Annotated in this window: 15 protein-coding genes; 14 read left to right on the top strand and 1 reads right to left on the bottom strand. The window is 45.2% G+C overall.

Features of this window, described 5'->3' with window-relative positions:
* Window positions 1–56 precede the first annotated feature (56 nt).
* The 9 genes from ACFQZR_RS08075 to ACFQZR_RS08115 all read left to right on the top strand — a co-directional run bounded on the left by ACFQZR_RS08075 (window position 57) and on the right by ACFQZR_RS08115 (window position 7,935).
* Complete coding sequence (locus ACFQZR_RS08075; RefSeq protein WP_379344636.1) at window positions 57–977, top strand: ABC transporter ATP-binding protein; 921 nt, start codon at window positions 57–59, stop codon at window positions 975–977.
* The gene (locus tag ACFQZR_RS08080; protein WP_379344639.1) at window positions 977–1,723 is read left to right on the top strand and encodes an ABC transporter permease; all 747 of its coding nucleotides are present in this window, start codon (window positions 977–979) and stop codon (window positions 1,721–1,723) included. The genes ACFQZR_RS08075 and ACFQZR_RS08080 overlap by 1 nt, the downstream gene beginning before the upstream one ends.
* Window positions 1,724–1,957: 234 nt before the next feature.
* Window positions 1,958–2,137 carry a hypothetical protein gene (locus tag ACFQZR_RS08085; protein ID WP_018754798.1) on the top strand — a complete coding sequence of 60 codons (180 nt, stop codon included), beginning with the start codon at window positions 1,958–1,960 and terminating at the stop codon, window positions 2,135–2,137.
* A gap of 420 nt (window positions 2,138–2,557) precedes the next feature.
* Window positions 2,558–3,592, top strand: coding sequence for a cytochrome c oxidase subunit II (coxB, locus tag ACFQZR_RS08090; RefSeq protein ID WP_379344641.1), 1,035 nt, complete (start codon window positions 2,558–2,560; stop codon window positions 3,590–3,592).
* Between the two features lie 47 nt (window positions 3,593–3,639).
* Window positions 3,640–5,490 (top strand): cytochrome c oxidase subunit I, encoded by a 1,851-nt coding sequence (gene ctaD / locus ACFQZR_RS08095; RefSeq protein WP_379344942.1) that lies wholly within the window; start codon window positions 3,640–3,642, stop codon window positions 5,488–5,490.
* Complete coding sequence (locus tag ACFQZR_RS08100) at window positions 5,487–6,107, top strand: cytochrome (ubi)quinol oxidase subunit III (RefSeq protein WP_018754801.1); 621 nt, start codon at window positions 5,487–5,489, stop codon at window positions 6,105–6,107. Before ctaD ends, ACFQZR_RS08100 begins: the two co-directional genes overlap by 4 nt.
* 3 nt (window positions 6,108–6,110) lie before the next feature.
* Entirely contained in the window at window positions 6,111–6,428 is a 318-nt protein-coding gene (locus ACFQZR_RS08105) for a cytochrome C oxidase subunit IV family protein (RefSeq protein WP_379344644.1), read from the top strand.
* Between the two features lie 104 nt (window positions 6,429–6,532).
* A complete protein-coding gene (ctaG, locus tag ACFQZR_RS08110; protein ID WP_379344646.1) occupies window positions 6,533–7,441 on the top strand; it encodes a cytochrome c oxidase assembly factor CtaG in 909 nt (302 codons plus the stop codon).
* 29 nt (window positions 7,442–7,470) lie between these two features.
* Window positions 7,471–7,935: a DUF420 domain-containing protein gene (locus ACFQZR_RS08115; protein WP_018754804.1), complete on the top strand. Its 465-nt coding sequence runs from the start codon at window positions 7,471–7,473 to the stop codon at window positions 7,933–7,935.
* Between the two features lie 101 nt (window positions 7,936–8,036).
* On the opposite strand, the gene ACFQZR_RS08120 is transcribed toward ACFQZR_RS08115, so the two are convergent.
* Window positions 8,037–9,422 (bottom strand): peptide MFS transporter, encoded by a 1,386-nt coding sequence (locus tag ACFQZR_RS08120; protein WP_379344649.1) that lies wholly within the window; start codon window positions 9,420–9,422, stop codon window positions 8,037–8,039.
* A 386-nt stretch (window positions 9,423–9,808) separates the two neighbouring features.
* Here ACFQZR_RS08120 and ACFQZR_RS08125 point away from each other — a divergent pair, with 386 nt between their 5' ends.
* The 5 genes from ACFQZR_RS08125 to ACFQZR_RS08145 are packed head-to-tail and all read left to right on the top strand — an operon-like array spanning window position 9,809 to window position 14,141.
* The gene (locus ACFQZR_RS08125; RefSeq protein ID WP_379344651.1) at window positions 9,809–10,531 is read left to right on the top strand and encodes a hypothetical protein; all 723 of its coding nucleotides are present in this window, start codon (window positions 9,809–9,811) and stop codon (window positions 10,529–10,531) included.
* Between the two features lie 43 nt (window positions 10,532–10,574).
* The gene (locus ACFQZR_RS08130; protein ID WP_018754807.1) at window positions 10,575–10,964 is read left to right on the top strand and encodes a GntR family transcriptional regulator; all 390 of its coding nucleotides are present in this window, start codon (window positions 10,575–10,577) and stop codon (window positions 10,962–10,964) included.
* A gap of 37 nt (window positions 10,965–11,001) precedes the next feature.
* On the top strand, window positions 11,002–11,898 hold the full coding sequence (locus tag ACFQZR_RS08135; RefSeq protein WP_379344653.1) for an ATP-binding cassette domain-containing protein: 897 nt from the start codon (window positions 11,002–11,004) through the stop codon (window positions 11,896–11,898).
* Between the two features lie 40 nt (window positions 11,899–11,938).
* Window positions 11,939–12,841: an ABC transporter ATP-binding protein gene (locus ACFQZR_RS08140; protein WP_379344655.1), complete on the top strand. Its 903-nt coding sequence runs from the start codon at window positions 11,939–11,941 to the stop codon at window positions 12,839–12,841.
* A complete protein-coding gene (locus ACFQZR_RS08145) occupies window positions 12,834–14,141 on the top strand; it encodes an ABC transporter permease (protein WP_379344657.1) in 1,308 nt (435 codons plus the stop codon). Before ACFQZR_RS08140 ends, ACFQZR_RS08145 begins: the two co-directional genes overlap by 8 nt.
* Window positions 14,142–14,342: the final 201 nt, after the last annotated feature.

Here is a 14,342-nt window from a genome sequence, read left to right on the forward strand (position 1 = left end):
TTGTGGTAAGAAAATTATTCATGCAAGGTAAATTGATTAAAGCGAGGTCGACGAACATGTCTAATGATAATATTGTGGTTCAGCTCGAACATGTAAGCAAAGTAATTGGCGGGAAGACAATCATTAACGATTTATCCTTTTCCGTTGAGCGCGGCGAAGTTTACGGATTTCTGGGTCCGAACGGTTCCGGTAAAACAACAACGATCCGCATGATGCTCGGACTCATCTCGATGACGAAGGGTGAAATCTACATTGAGGGTCATAGTGTACGTAAAGAACGATCGAAGGCCGTGTCCTATGTTGGCGCAATTGTAGAGAATCCTGAGCTGTACAAATATATGACAGGGTATAAAAATTTGATCCATTTTGCCCGTATGAGCGCAACGCCGGTAAGCAAAGAGCGGATTCAAGAAATTGTGAAGCTCGTCGATCTGGAGAAGGCGATTCATCAGAAAGTGAAAACCTATTCCCTTGGGATGCGGCAGCGTCTAGGGATTGCGCAGGCACTCCTGCACGAGCCATCGATTCTCATCTTGGATGAACCGACGAACGGACTTGATCCAGCTGGGATACATGAATTGCGCGATTACTTGCGTAAGCTGGCTTCCGAAGAGAACATTGCTGTCGTGGTCTCCAGTCACTTGTTATCTGAGATCGAGTTGATGTGTGACCGTGTCGTCATTATCCAGAATGGTCAATATGTCGATGAGCGTACGATTAAAGGCGTTGATCTAACGCATCAAAAGCAGCCGGTTGCGATTGAAGTGGATGACCGCGTGCTTGCGAAGCAGCTCCTTGAGCCTTACGACATTATTAATATCGAACAGAATATTGTTGTCGTTAATTTGGAGAAGGGTCAGATTCCTGATGTTATCGCACAACTTGCGCAGCATCATGTACGGATCTATCAGGTGGCGACGCAGAAAGAATCGCTCGAAGATATGTTCTTGTCGTTGACCAAAGGGGGAGAACGTTAATGTTTATGAAGTTATTTCAGAATGAATGGATGAAGATGAACAGCAAGAGACAAGGGTTGTACTTTAACCTGTTCATCATCGCGTTGATGGGCGGAATTGGGCTGGTCATTAAGCTCTTCGTTAAAGGTGCTTCGGAAGAGATGGATGCTTACATGTTCTTGTCCTTACTGTCCCAAATGATGCCGATGATCATTATGCTGTTCGGGGTTGTCATCGGGGCGCAGATTGTTACGGATGAATTCAAGGATGGTACGATTAAGCAGCTATTGATCCGTCCAGCGAGTCGAGCATCCGTGCTCATGTCCAAATATGTTGCAGCGATCGGGATGTTCTTATTGACTTATGTCGTGATGATCGTCGCAGGATTTGCGATTGGTGCCGTACTTTTTGGTGTAGGCGAAGGTTCCATTATTGATCAGATTGTCTCCATATCGTATGGCATACCTTTCTCGATTTTCTTGCTCACGGTATCCTTTGCAGCCGGCGTATTTACGACAAGCCTTGGATTATCCATCGGAATCGGACTCTTCATCAATATCTTCAGCAGCATGTTCGGCTTAATGGCAGGTACGAAGGAATGGTCCAAATATGTCGTGCTGAAGTATACAAGTCTTGCACCTTATGCAAAAGGGGCCGTGGATTCATTAGGCGTGAATATGTGGTTTGCTCTAACAATTGTCATTCTCTCGATTGCACTATTCGCAATTTTGAGCATCGTTCGATTCAAAACAAGAGAAATTAATTAATTAATATTAAATTTAGAATCGCTGTCCGTCCTTATGGGACGAGGGCAGCGGTTCTTTTTTTTCGTCCCTCAATAAATGGAATTTTTATAATCCACTGTAAACTTGGCATGGTTATGATATAATATTCTTTAGGAGGGTTTTTCCAATAAAAAACGTAATATGTGGAAATGGTGAATCTTTTCCGCGTTCTCTAAAACGGAGCATGGTCTACAAAGCTTTGGGAGGGAATTTTTCATGGCAACGAAGGGACACAATGAAGTAAGGGAAAGCATTAAAGAAATGGCACGTATTTTCCGACCTAAAGATCCTCGTAAGTTTGTGAAAGAATATATCCGAAAGTACCATATTATGGGAGGCTATGAAGAAGAGCTGACCACGATTGTTGAACATGAATTGGTAAAACTACAGTCTTAATCAAATACAGACCGTCTGCGCGAATGAAAACATTCGTACAGGCGGTTTTTTTTGTGAAATTTGCATATACCTATATAATGTAAAATTCGATTTCAGGTTTTCGCGAAGTGTGTCGATAAAGTGTTGTGATGTGGTGGATTACGGAAGAATTTGGAGTCAAAACGGAGGGGTCCAGGTGTTATGAAAGCGGAATGAAAATATAATGAAAGCGCATACAAATCGCGCAGTGGTGCGACTTTTTAGACTTTTAGAACAATTTGTGAACTGGTGTATAAACATTGACAAAAATTCCCCCGGAAATTATAGTTAATTACGTGATACTGTTAATTGACAAGCGATTAGCATCCGTGTTAAAGCACGTAGATTGCTTATTTTGGGGAACGTCGCAATCTATGAAAATGTAAAAAGTGGGGTTGATCAATGATGAATCGGTGGCATGCAGTAAAGCGGCTCCTTCCAATTTTGGCAGGTTTGGCGCTTTTACTTTCGGCTTGCGGCCGTGCGGATCTGTCGACGTTACAGCCGCAAGGACCTATTGCAGAGAAGCAATATGATTTAATGAAATTATCAATTGGTATGATGACCGTCGTAGTCGTGATCGTGTTCTTGATCTTAGCCTACGTGCTCATTCGCTTCCGTAGACGCCCAGGGCAGACGGAAATACCGAAACAAGTCGAAGGCAGTCACAAATTGGAGATCATTTGGACCGTAATTCCGATCATCCTATTGGTGATTCTTGTTGTGCCTACCGTCAAGTACGTGTTTGAGTTTGCACAGGATTACACGAAGGATAAGAATGCGATTCAGGTGAAGGTCACCTCGCACCAATATTGGTGGGAATTTGACTATCCTCAGCTCGGAATTAAGACCGGTCAAGAACTTGTGATTCCGACGACGAAGAAAATTTCTCTTCAATTAAACACGGTTGACGTGCTTCACTCGTTCTGGGTTCCATCTTTGTTCGGTAAGATCGATACCAACCCTGAAGGTAATACGAATAAGATGTATTTTGAAGCGCCAAAAGCAGGCGTTTACCGCGGGAAATGCGCGGAGTTATGCGGTCAGTCTCATGCCTTGATGGATTTTAAAGTCAAAGCAGTAGATGAAGCGAAATTCGATGCATGGGTTCAAGAAATGAAGGCTCCAGCTGTATTGCCTCAAGATCCTGCGCTCGCAGCAACATTCGAGAAGAAATGTCTTTCTTGCCATGCTGTAGGGGATAAAGGCGGCACACTTGGTCCGAACTTAACAGGCATTGGTAATAAACAAGCGGTTGCTGGTGTATTACTGAATGATGAGGCGCCTGTTGAAGAGAACTTGAAGACATGGATTAAAGATCCTGAGAAAGTTAAACCAGGCTCCAAAATGCCTAAAGTTACTTTGACACCAGAAGAATTGGACGGCATTTCGAAGTATCTTGCGAATTATAAATTACAATATGACAACGGGAAGTAAGGGAGGCAATAACCTTGGCTCATTCGGTAAAAAGGTATCACGGGTTAATGGATTGGCTCACAACCGTTGACCATAAAAAGATCGGTATTCTGTATCTCATCGCCGGCGGATTGTTCTTTCTAATCGGCGGTCTTGAAGCGATTCTCATTCGGATTCAGTTGATGCAGCCGAAAATGGATTTTGTAACCGCACAGCAATTTAATGAATTGATCACGATGCACGGAACGACAATGATCTTCCTTGCGGTCATGCCGATCATCTTCGCCTTGATGAATGCGATTATTCCGCTTCAGATCGGTGCGCGCGACGTAGCGTTCCCGTTCCTGAACTCACTCGGATTCTGGACATTCTTCTTCGGCGGCTTGCTCTTGAACTTGAGCTGGTTGGTTGGCGGAGCGCCAGATGCAGGTTGGACGTCGTATATGCCGCTTGCAAGTAATACATACAGTAACCACCACGGGGTGGATTTCTACTCCATCGGGTTGCAGATTGCCGGTATCGGTACGCTGCTCGGGGGGATTAACTTCCTCGTAACCATCATTAACATGCGTGCGCCAGGCATGACTTTCATGCGTATGCCGATGTTTACATGGACGGTATTCATTACTTCGGCATTGATCTTGTTCGCATTCCCTGCGATTACTGTAGGTTTGGTGCTACTCACATTTGACCGCTTATTCGGCGCGAATTTCTTCGAAATCGCTAACGGCGGTAACGCAGTGCTCTGGGAGCATATCTTCTGGATCTTTGGCCATCCTGAAGTATATATCTTGATTTTGCCGGCATTCGGTATTATTTCAGAAGTTATCTCAACGTTCTCAAGAAAACGGTTGTTCGGATACAGCTCCATGGTATTCGCGACGATTCTAATCGGGTTCTTAGGATTCATGGTATGGGCCCATCACATGTTCACGGCAGGTCTAGGACCTGTAGCGAACGCATTGTTCTCAATTGCGACGATGCTCATTGCCGTACCAACAGGGATTAAGATCTTTAACTGGTTGTTCACCCTATGGGGTGGTCAGTTAACATTCAATACGTCAAGTTTGTTCGCTATTGGATTTATCCCGACATTCGTCATGGGTGGGGTAACAGGGGTTATGCTTGCATCTGCGCCAGCTGACTTCCAGTACCACGATTCCTACTTCGTCGTAGCGCATTTCCATTATGTTATCGTCGGTGGTCTTGTATTCGGACTATTCTCAGGTTTGTTCTACTGGTGGCCGAAAATGTTCGGACGCGTATTGAACGAGAAGCTTGGTCAATTGACGTTCTGGACATTCTTTATCGGGTTCCATATGACTTTCTTCATTCAACATTTCTTGGGCTTAATGGGGATGCCGCGTCGCGTGTTCACGTACTTGCCGAACCAAGGTTTTGATACGATGAACTTAATCAGCTCCATCGGCGCGTTCTTGATGGGTGTAGGTACGATCGCATTCTTGATCAACATCGCGGTTACAGCTGCGAAGCCGAAAAATGCACCAAACGATCCTTGGGTAGATGGTCGTACTTTAGAGTGGACGATTCCTTCTCCTGCACCGGAATATAACTTCAAACAAACGCCGCTCGTGCGTGGTTTGGACGCTTACTGGAAAGAAAAAATGGCGGGTAATAAGGAAGTTCCAGCAGCTGAGCCTGTTGGTTCGATCCATATGCCTTCACCATCGATTATTCCATTCATGATGTCGGTTGGATTGTTCATCGCAGGCTTTGGATTCATGTTCGCGAAGGATGAGTTCGCAAGCAGCTTCGTAGGCATGTTGTTCAACAATTATATCGTTGCAATTCTCGGTTTGGTTATTACATTCGGTGGTATGTTCTTACGTTCCGTATTTGATGATCATGGTTGGCATATTGAACCGGAGGAGCTTGAAGATAAGGGGGTTAAAGCATGAGTTCGCACGCAGAACATTTAGACGGCCAATTGCCTCATGAGCCGGAGAAGGCGACCCTGGAAGGACGCAACAAAGTCCTTGGATTCTGGTTGTTCCTCGGCGGGGAATCGGTATTGTTCGGAACTTTGTTCGCGACATTCCTTGCCCTTCGCGATCAGATCGCAGACGGTAAACCGGGAACAGAGTTGTTCCAATTACCGACAGTGGCTCTGGCTACGTTCATACTCTTAACGAGTAGTTTGACGAGCGTATTCGCTACTCAAGCGCTTCATCGTCACAATGTCAAAGCAATGATCAACTGGTTGATCGTTACTGTTATTCTTGGACTAGGGTTCTTGGGTCTAGAGATTTATGAGTTCTTCGAGTATGTGCATGAAGGGCATAAATTTACGACAAGCGCATTCAGTTCTTCGTTCTATACGCTAGTTGGTTTCCACGGTGCTCACGTAGCATTCGGGGTTGTATGGATCGGAATTCTAATTGCTCAAATATTCAAAAAAGGGTTAACGGTCGTAACCGCCCCTAAAATTTATGTAGCAGGTATCTACTGGCACTTTATCGATGTCGTGTGGGTATTCATCTTCACAGTTGTTTACTTGATGGGAAAGGTGGGCTAACGAATGTCAACACAGCATTCCGCTTCTGACTCGGCGAAGCACCGTCATCGCCACGAGGGACCTGGGAAACATATCGTAGCATTTATTTTCTCCATTGTTCTGACCTTAATCGCTTTCGCAGCGGTGATGGCAGGAGAAGTGAACAAGACATTTACGTACATCATCATTATCGTGATGGCTGTCCTACAAGTCATTGTTCAATTGGCTTACTGGATGCACATGAAAGACCGCGGACATTTGATGCCAATCATTTTCCTTTTTGGCGGAGCCTTAATTGGTTTTACAGCTATCATCATGGCCGTATATTGGGTTTGGTGGTAAAATAAGTAGAGGGGGGCAGTGATTGCTGCCCCTCTTTTCATGGATAAAGCCCGTCCCTCACGGACGGCAATGTCCGTTCGATTCAATTAAGGAGGGATCAAGGCATGCTCGGCTTAGAATATTTTAGCTTCTCGGATTTATGGAGTCCTTGGTTTTTAATGCTGATGATCGTGATTACATCCGCGTATTTTGTAGTCATTGGTCCGCTTCGCACACGATTTGCTGAGGAAGGGACAACGAGGTTAGGTCAGAAGATATGTTTTGTGACCGGTATGGTGTTATTCTACTTGGCGCAAGGCGGGCCGATCAGCTTCTTAAGCCATTTGATGTTTACGTTCCATATGCTCGCGATGGCATTGTCTTATATTATTGTGCCGCCGCTAATTATCCTTGGCATTCCAACGTGGCTATGGCGCTCGGTATTCCGCTATCGCCCGCTGCATAAATTGAAGTTTTTGATGCATCCCATTTTCACCGCAGTGCTGTTCAATGCGCTGTTCTCGCTCTATCATGTTCCCGCTGTTCACGATTATGTCATGCTTCATTTTGTAGTCCATCGGATCTATTATGTGGTATTATTAATTACCTCGATGATGATGTGGTGGCCAATTCTCAGCCCGATTCCAGGTGGCAAGCTGCAGGATGTTAGTAAGATGGCGTATATCTTTGTGAATAGTGTCTTAATTACACCAGCTTGTGCTTTGATTATTTTCGCTGGAGAACCGATGTATGCGACGTATAATGATCCGAATGTATGGGCTCAGGCCATGGGATATTGCTTCTCGGGCGATCCGAAGGTTCTGCTCGATTTGTTCGATGGGCCTACGTTCTTCAATATCTTAGATCCGATGCAAGATCAACAAGTGGGCGGCATCATGATGAAGTTCATTCAGGAGCTTGTGAACGGATCAGCACTGGCTTATATTTTCTATCATTGGGTAAGAAGAGAGAGCCGGGACGATGATATGGACGAACTACCGATCATGGGCTCGGAGAATTGGAATAAAGCATAAGGTGATGAGGAGTAGAACGGAGGGTTTGCGTGGATATTTTTACGATTTTTCCGACGATTAGTACAAGTTTTATTGTGATTAGTGCGATACTCGTCGCGATTGGTTGGGTACAGATTATTAAGGGTAAGCGGAAGGAACATGAGAAGACGATGATCGCTGGAGCGATTGCGGCGTTGTTATTCTTCATCATCTACATGTCGCGTACGGTCTTTGTTGGTAATACGGCATGGGGTGGGCCAGATGATCTGAAATTATATTATCAGGTGTTCTTGATCTTCCACATTACGCTTGCAACAGTGGCTGCGGTGTTCGGTCTAACGACACTCACCTTGGCATTCAAGAAGAATTTCGGGAAGCACCGCAAATGGGGGCGCGTCACGGCTGTTACTTGGTTCTTCACAGCGATTACAGGCGTTGCGGTCTATGTGCTACTGTATGTTCTCTATCCAGGTGGTCACACCAAACCTGTGATTGATGCCATTTTTGGTTTCTAGAAAAGAATAAGTGTTCCAAGTTAATAAAGCCGATGAATTCTTGCATTGCAAGAGCTCATCGGCTTTTTGTATAAGCGAATATAAGTTTCTGGGTGGGGTTTTTATTCGGCCATTCGAGTTAATGTTTTCGATAGCAATAAGAGGATGATACCGAGAACAATGGATAGGCCGCCAATTGTGCTGAATACATTGAAGTATCCGAGTGTATTGATCTTGGATGCGAATTGTCCACCGACGATGTTCGCGATCCCCGTACTCGCAAGCCATACTCCCATGAGCAGCGAGGTGAGCTTGACCGGTGCGATCTTGTTCACGAGTGATAGCCCGACAGGGGATAGGAAGAGTTCCCCAACCGTATGGAAGAAATATGTTGCAATAATAAATAGAATGTTCGCCTTCTGCACGATATGTTCACTATCGCTGCCTGTACGTAGCACGGCAAGGATTAATACGGTGTAACCTACACCAAGTAAGATCATGCCAAGGCCCATTTTCGTCGGGATGTTAAGGTCGCCGCGTTTGCGCTGAGAGAGCTTCATCCAGAGCATTGATACAACGGGAGCAAGCAGGATAACGAACAACGGATTGATCGACTGGAACCAAGCGGTAGGAACCTCCCAGCCGAAGATCGTCTTATCGATAAATTGATTCGTATACAAGGTGAGCAAGCTGCCAGCTTGTTCAAATCCGGCCCAGAAGAAAATCACGAAGCAGGTAATGATTAGGATTACCGTAGTCCGCTGCTTCTCTTTTGGCGTTAATGGGGCAGTGGATTTCTTCCCGCCCTTGTTGATGGCAGCCATATCGCTTACAGGCTTCGTACCGAGATCACCTAGGTAACGTGGAGCGAGGGTATTGAAAATAATCTGCCCAATAACCATTCCAATACTGGATGCAAGGAATCCGTATTTGTAGCCATATACGATCGTATCCATCATGTTCGTCTTGAAATAATTCTCGGCAAGATAGCCGCAGATGAGTGGAGAGATGAGTGACCCTACATTAATCCCCATATAGAAAATCGTGTAGGCCGAGTCGATACGTCGGTCGTTCTTCGGATACAAATCCCCGACAAGGGTAGAGATATTTGGCTTGAAGAAGCCGTTCCCAATAATAATTAGCGCCAGACCGCTATACAAGGCGGGAACACTCTGTGAAGCGAACAAAGCAAAGTTGCCGAGTGCAATAGCTATACCACCGATCGTGATCGCTTTGCGACGGCCTAGATACCGGTCGGTTAAATATCCGCCTAGTAGCGGCGTGAAATAACAGGCGCCAGTAAAGAATCCATAGACAGAGATCGCAGAGCTCTCGGAGAACCCCAGCCCGCCGCTAATGAATGCTGCAGTCAAATAGAGGACGAGCATCGCCCGCATGCCATAGTAACTAAACCGTTCCCACATCTCGGTGAAGAACAGAATATATAAGCCTGGTGGATGCTTTTCCTTGTGTGCATGATGAGGAAGGTCGTTTTGTAGGGTGGTCAAGATGGTTCCTCCGTTTCGTCTGTATACAGTAAGACATTACATCTTTAGTGCATTAAAATTAATGTTTAGTTATAGTTATCGATTTTAGTTGGTTTTATGATCAGCAGTCAAGGCGATACATCACACCCATTTAAGTTTAAAATTTGGAATACCATAAATCTTGAATAGAGATTTTTTGCATAGGGAATAAGAAACCCCTTGCTGTGAAAGGAATGAATTCGTTTACATAACTTATTGAAAATGGAATGAAAATTTATGAATCAAAAGTGTTGTGGAAAGTGTTGACAGTGCGATAAGCACACTATATACTGTGTATAAAGATATATACAGTATAAACACTGATGAGACATAGATTACTTAGCCAAATGCTTGAGAGGATGATATACGTGCAAGTCATACGAGATGCATGGTTTTTAACGAAAATGGAATATGGGGGATTAAGGTATAGAAATCTATTCTCGTTCATCATGATTGCCTATATTACGCTGATGGCGATTCCACTGACTCGTGACATTCTTGCGATAGATAAGGAACCGTCGCTCGCATACTTCTTCGTTGATTTCTATTTCTTAACGCTTGTACCCATACTCGGTTTCATCTTCAACAAGAAATCGATCAACTATCATCGAGACGATTCCTATACCGTAAATCTGGCTCATTTGCGTACGATGCCGATTTCGTTCGAAGCCATGATAGCCAGCCGGATTATCCAGATGATTATACCGTTAGCCGTGAATGGAACGATATTTTTTACCGTACAGTATCTGTTCGCGGAGCGAGTATTTGATGGCATGACCTTGGCACAATATATAAGTTATGCATTGGTGTGGCTGGGATATGCGGTATTGGTATCAACGGTATATATTTATACGGAACTAACGCAAAGCGGCAAAAGATATCTCATGGTAACGGTCGTCATGATGGTCTGCAACGTCGCCGCAGCTCTCATCTGTTGGTTCGCCAAAGTTAGCGTAATGGTGTTCACGGTAGACATCGCGAAGCAAAGTCCGGTGTTATCGCCAATCATCATGGTCATCGCAAGTTGGTTGGCTATGTATATATCCTTGACTGCCGTCAGACGGAAGTTGAAGACACGAGATCTAATGTAGCCATAAGCCATAACAAGAGATTCGGAAGAGAAGAGGTGGGAAGGTGTGGATCCCCATTCAGATAAATGAGAATAGTGCAGAGCCTTTGTACCACCAGATTGAAGTGCAGCTTCGATCATTGATCTTAAGCGGTCAAGTGGAGGAAGGGACACTGCTGCCATCGATCCGAGAGTTCGCGAATGATCTGAAATGCAGTGTGATCACCGTCCGTCGCGTCTATCAAGATCTTGAATCTGAAGGGCTGCTGCGGACAAAGCAAGGCACAGGAACCTTTGTAGCCAAGGTTGGATCCGATGAACGAGACAGACATCGTAGAACAGCGGTAGTTGAGGCGATGGAATCGGCCGTGGATGTTGGCATGCAGGTGCAATGTACAAAGGAAGATCTCAAGGCGATTTTCAAAGAAGTATTAGATGCGAAATATAAGGGATAACGGCAAAAGATGCAATGATTGAATATGGGGTGAGCACATGGAAAATATGGTTGTTCGTATGAAAGGCATTGCGAAGGAGAGAGGGAAGCTCCAGATTGGGCCGATGGATCTGGACTTTCCGAGCGGCTATGTGACCGCAATCGTAGGGTCCAATGGTTCAGGGAAGAGCACCTTGATGAATATGGTGATGCAGCTTGTCCATCCCGATCAAGGACAGATTGAACTGCTTGGTCATACGCTTGCAGGAGAACATCAGTGGGAGTTAAAGAAACGAATTGGCTATGTGATGGAGAAGTCATGGAACGATCAGAATGGAGATACACTCGAGCGGATCGTCACAGAAATGAAATATTGGTATCCAACATGGAACCAGGCGCTCTATGAACGAATGGTTGACGTGTTCGAGATCGATCCGAAGCAGCGGTTCGGCAAAATGTCTAAGGGAACCCGCAGGAAGTGCGAGTTCATTATCGGATTTGTTCATGAGCCGGATTTACTGCTGCTGGATGAGCCTTCTTCCGGATTAGACCCTTTGTCATGGAAGTTCATGTTAGATGAGATTAGAGCGTATATGGATCGTGGAGATCGTGCTGTTATTCTAGCCTCACATATCATCGATGAAGTCAAACGATTAGCCGATTATGTTGTATTCATGCACAAAGGGAAACTGCTGGGTAGATATGAAAAGGACCAACTGATCGATGACTGGAAGGCTTTGTGGGTAGAAGCTTCGCCAGAGGTGGTAGATCGTGTATCGTTAAGACGGCTTGGCGGTGTGATGGCGCTGGAGAATGAAAGCCAAAATGTCGTTAAAATTGTAACGTTAGATGTCTCGATGACTGAGATGGCGCTAGAGCAAGCTGGGCTTCGTGTACTTCGTACCGGTGGCGTGGAGTTGGATGAAATTCTAGCGTATTTGATTCAGCAATCTTAAATATATTTTTTAGAAGGATTCGGATGAGGAGGTTAATGGGATGAATGCATTGCAAGTGGAACAAGTGGTTAAAGTTTATGGGGATAAACGTGCGGTGAATCAGATCAATCTTGAAGTGGGCCGAGGCGAAATTTATGGGCTTTTAGGTGCCAATGGTGCGGGGAAGACCACGACGATGCGGATGGTGCTAGGTCTAATCTATCCTGATGAGGGCAACATTCGCTATAACGGGAAGGGATACAGCAAGGAACTGAACCGTTTGATGGGTTATTTGCCGGAAGAACGGGGATTGTACCCGAAGATTAAAGTCAGTGAGCAGCTCGTTTATTTGGCACAACTGCGCGGGATGTCGAAGGCGGATGCCGACCGCAGCTTGAAGTATTGGCTAGATCGCTTCAACGTACCAGAATATTACGATAAGAAGATCGAAGAGTTGTCCAAAGGAAATCAGCAGAAAATGCAGTTTATCGCGGCGGTGATTCATAAGCCACAAATCATCATTATGGATGAAGCGTTTAGTGGTCTTGATCCGGTCAATGTGGAGCTGTTAAAGGAGACGGTCAAAGAGGTTCGCGACGAAGGAGCGAGCATTCTGTTCTCGACGCACCGCATGGAGCATGTTGAAGAGCTATGCCAGAACATCACGATTTTGCATAAGTCGAACACCGTATTACAGGGGAATTTGAAAGAAATCAAGCGTCAATTCCCGCGAGAGAGCGTCATTCTTGGGACGGATGGCGAGGTTGCAGGACTCCATCAAATTACTGGAGTTACGAAGGTGGATCGCCTAGAGACGGGCTACAAGATTGGCATTTCGGATGAGCAAGCAGCACAGGAGATTCTTAGAACGGCGATGCAGCAGCGCACGGTGAATCGCTTCGAAGTGGTGGAACCGACGTTGAACCAAATCTTTATTAAGGCGGTGGGTGAGCGTCATGAGTAATATGAAGACAATCGTAGGGTTTACCTTTAAAAATAAAGTAAAAACAAAATCGTTCATCGTCACGACAATCATTCTCATATTACTCGTGACGGCAGGGATCAATAGTTTCTATGTGATGTCGCTGTTCAATAAAGACGAAGGCGGCCCGGCAAAAGCGGAAGTCGTCGCCATGGTCAATGACACGGAAGGGGTCGCACCTGCATTACAGGAATATTATAAGAAACAGTCAGACTCTCAAAAATTGTCCATTCAAGTCTATGATGGTTCGGGTGATCCGACAACGGACGAAGCGAAGCTGAAGCAGGATCTTGCAGCGAAGAAAATTGCAGGGTATTTGGTCGCAACTGAAGGGAAAGCGGGAGAATTTCCAAAATTCATCTACAAATCTAGCAATATCCGAGTAACTGGAGATTCGACGACGAATTCGCTCGAGACCGCACTTGGTTCGGTGAAGACGGACTTCATCGTGGCGGATTCCCTTACCGATGCGCAGAAGAAGCAGTTGTCTGAACCAATCACGATGAGTCTGGAGCAGGTCGCTGTAAGTGAAGGCAATGCTGGAACGAATCAGACGGAGGAACAGAAGACTGCCGCGAATATCCTGGTGTATGTGATGTTGTTCTTGTTCTTCATGACGGCTTACATGACCGGTAATATGATTGCAGCGGAAGTTACGGCAGAGAAGAGCTCGCGCATCATGGAGATCTTGATTACAAGTGTGTCGCCGTTATCGCAAATGTTCGGGAAAGTGATGGGGATGTTCCTCGTCGGTCTTACGCAGATTGCCGTTTTCGTCGCTGCTGTCGCAGTGAACGTAAACTTGCCGCATAACATCGCGGTCTTAAAAGAAGCCCATATTGATATGTCGCAAATTGACCCGATGCTCTTAATCTATGGACTTGTATTCTATATTCTAGGCTACTTCTTGTTCGCGGTGCTGTTCGCAGCGGTAGGTTCGATGGTCAGCCGTACGGAAGACCTTGGTCAGGCAATCATGCCGATTACACTGTTATCACTGGCGTCATTCTATATTAGTATGTTCAGCCTAGCGACACCGAACACGATGCTGGTGAAGGTCGCATCCTTCATTCCGTTTACGTCGCCAACCTCGATGATATTACGTCTTGGTCTTGGTGAAGTGGCTTACTGGGAAGTATGGCTCTCGATCGTCCTTTTGCTTGTAGCGATCTTCATCTTCGGCTGGCTCTCTGCGAAGATCTATCGCACGGGTGTACTGATGTACGGCAAACGTCCATCGTGGAAAGAGCTTCGCAAAGCAATGAAGGCGTATAAGATTTAAGGTGATTGAGACTTTATATTATTAAAATTAATTTATTAGTATGTATGACAAACAAGAGTTAAGTTAACAACCAGTAAGATCAATCCATTGATCTTACTGGTTTATTATGTTTCATAAGTAAAGAGAGGGCTTGTGCCTTCCAATGAAAGTTCAGTTTTCTACTCTACTCATGAACAGGAATCGCTCACCCTCTCATTTTTT

Origin of the sequence: Paenibacillus sp. GCM10027629 (genome assembly GCF_042676425.1) — a bacterium.
Classification (GTDB): domain Bacteria; phylum Bacillota; class Bacilli; order Paenibacillales; family Paenibacillaceae; genus Paenibacillus_K; species Paenibacillus_K terrigena.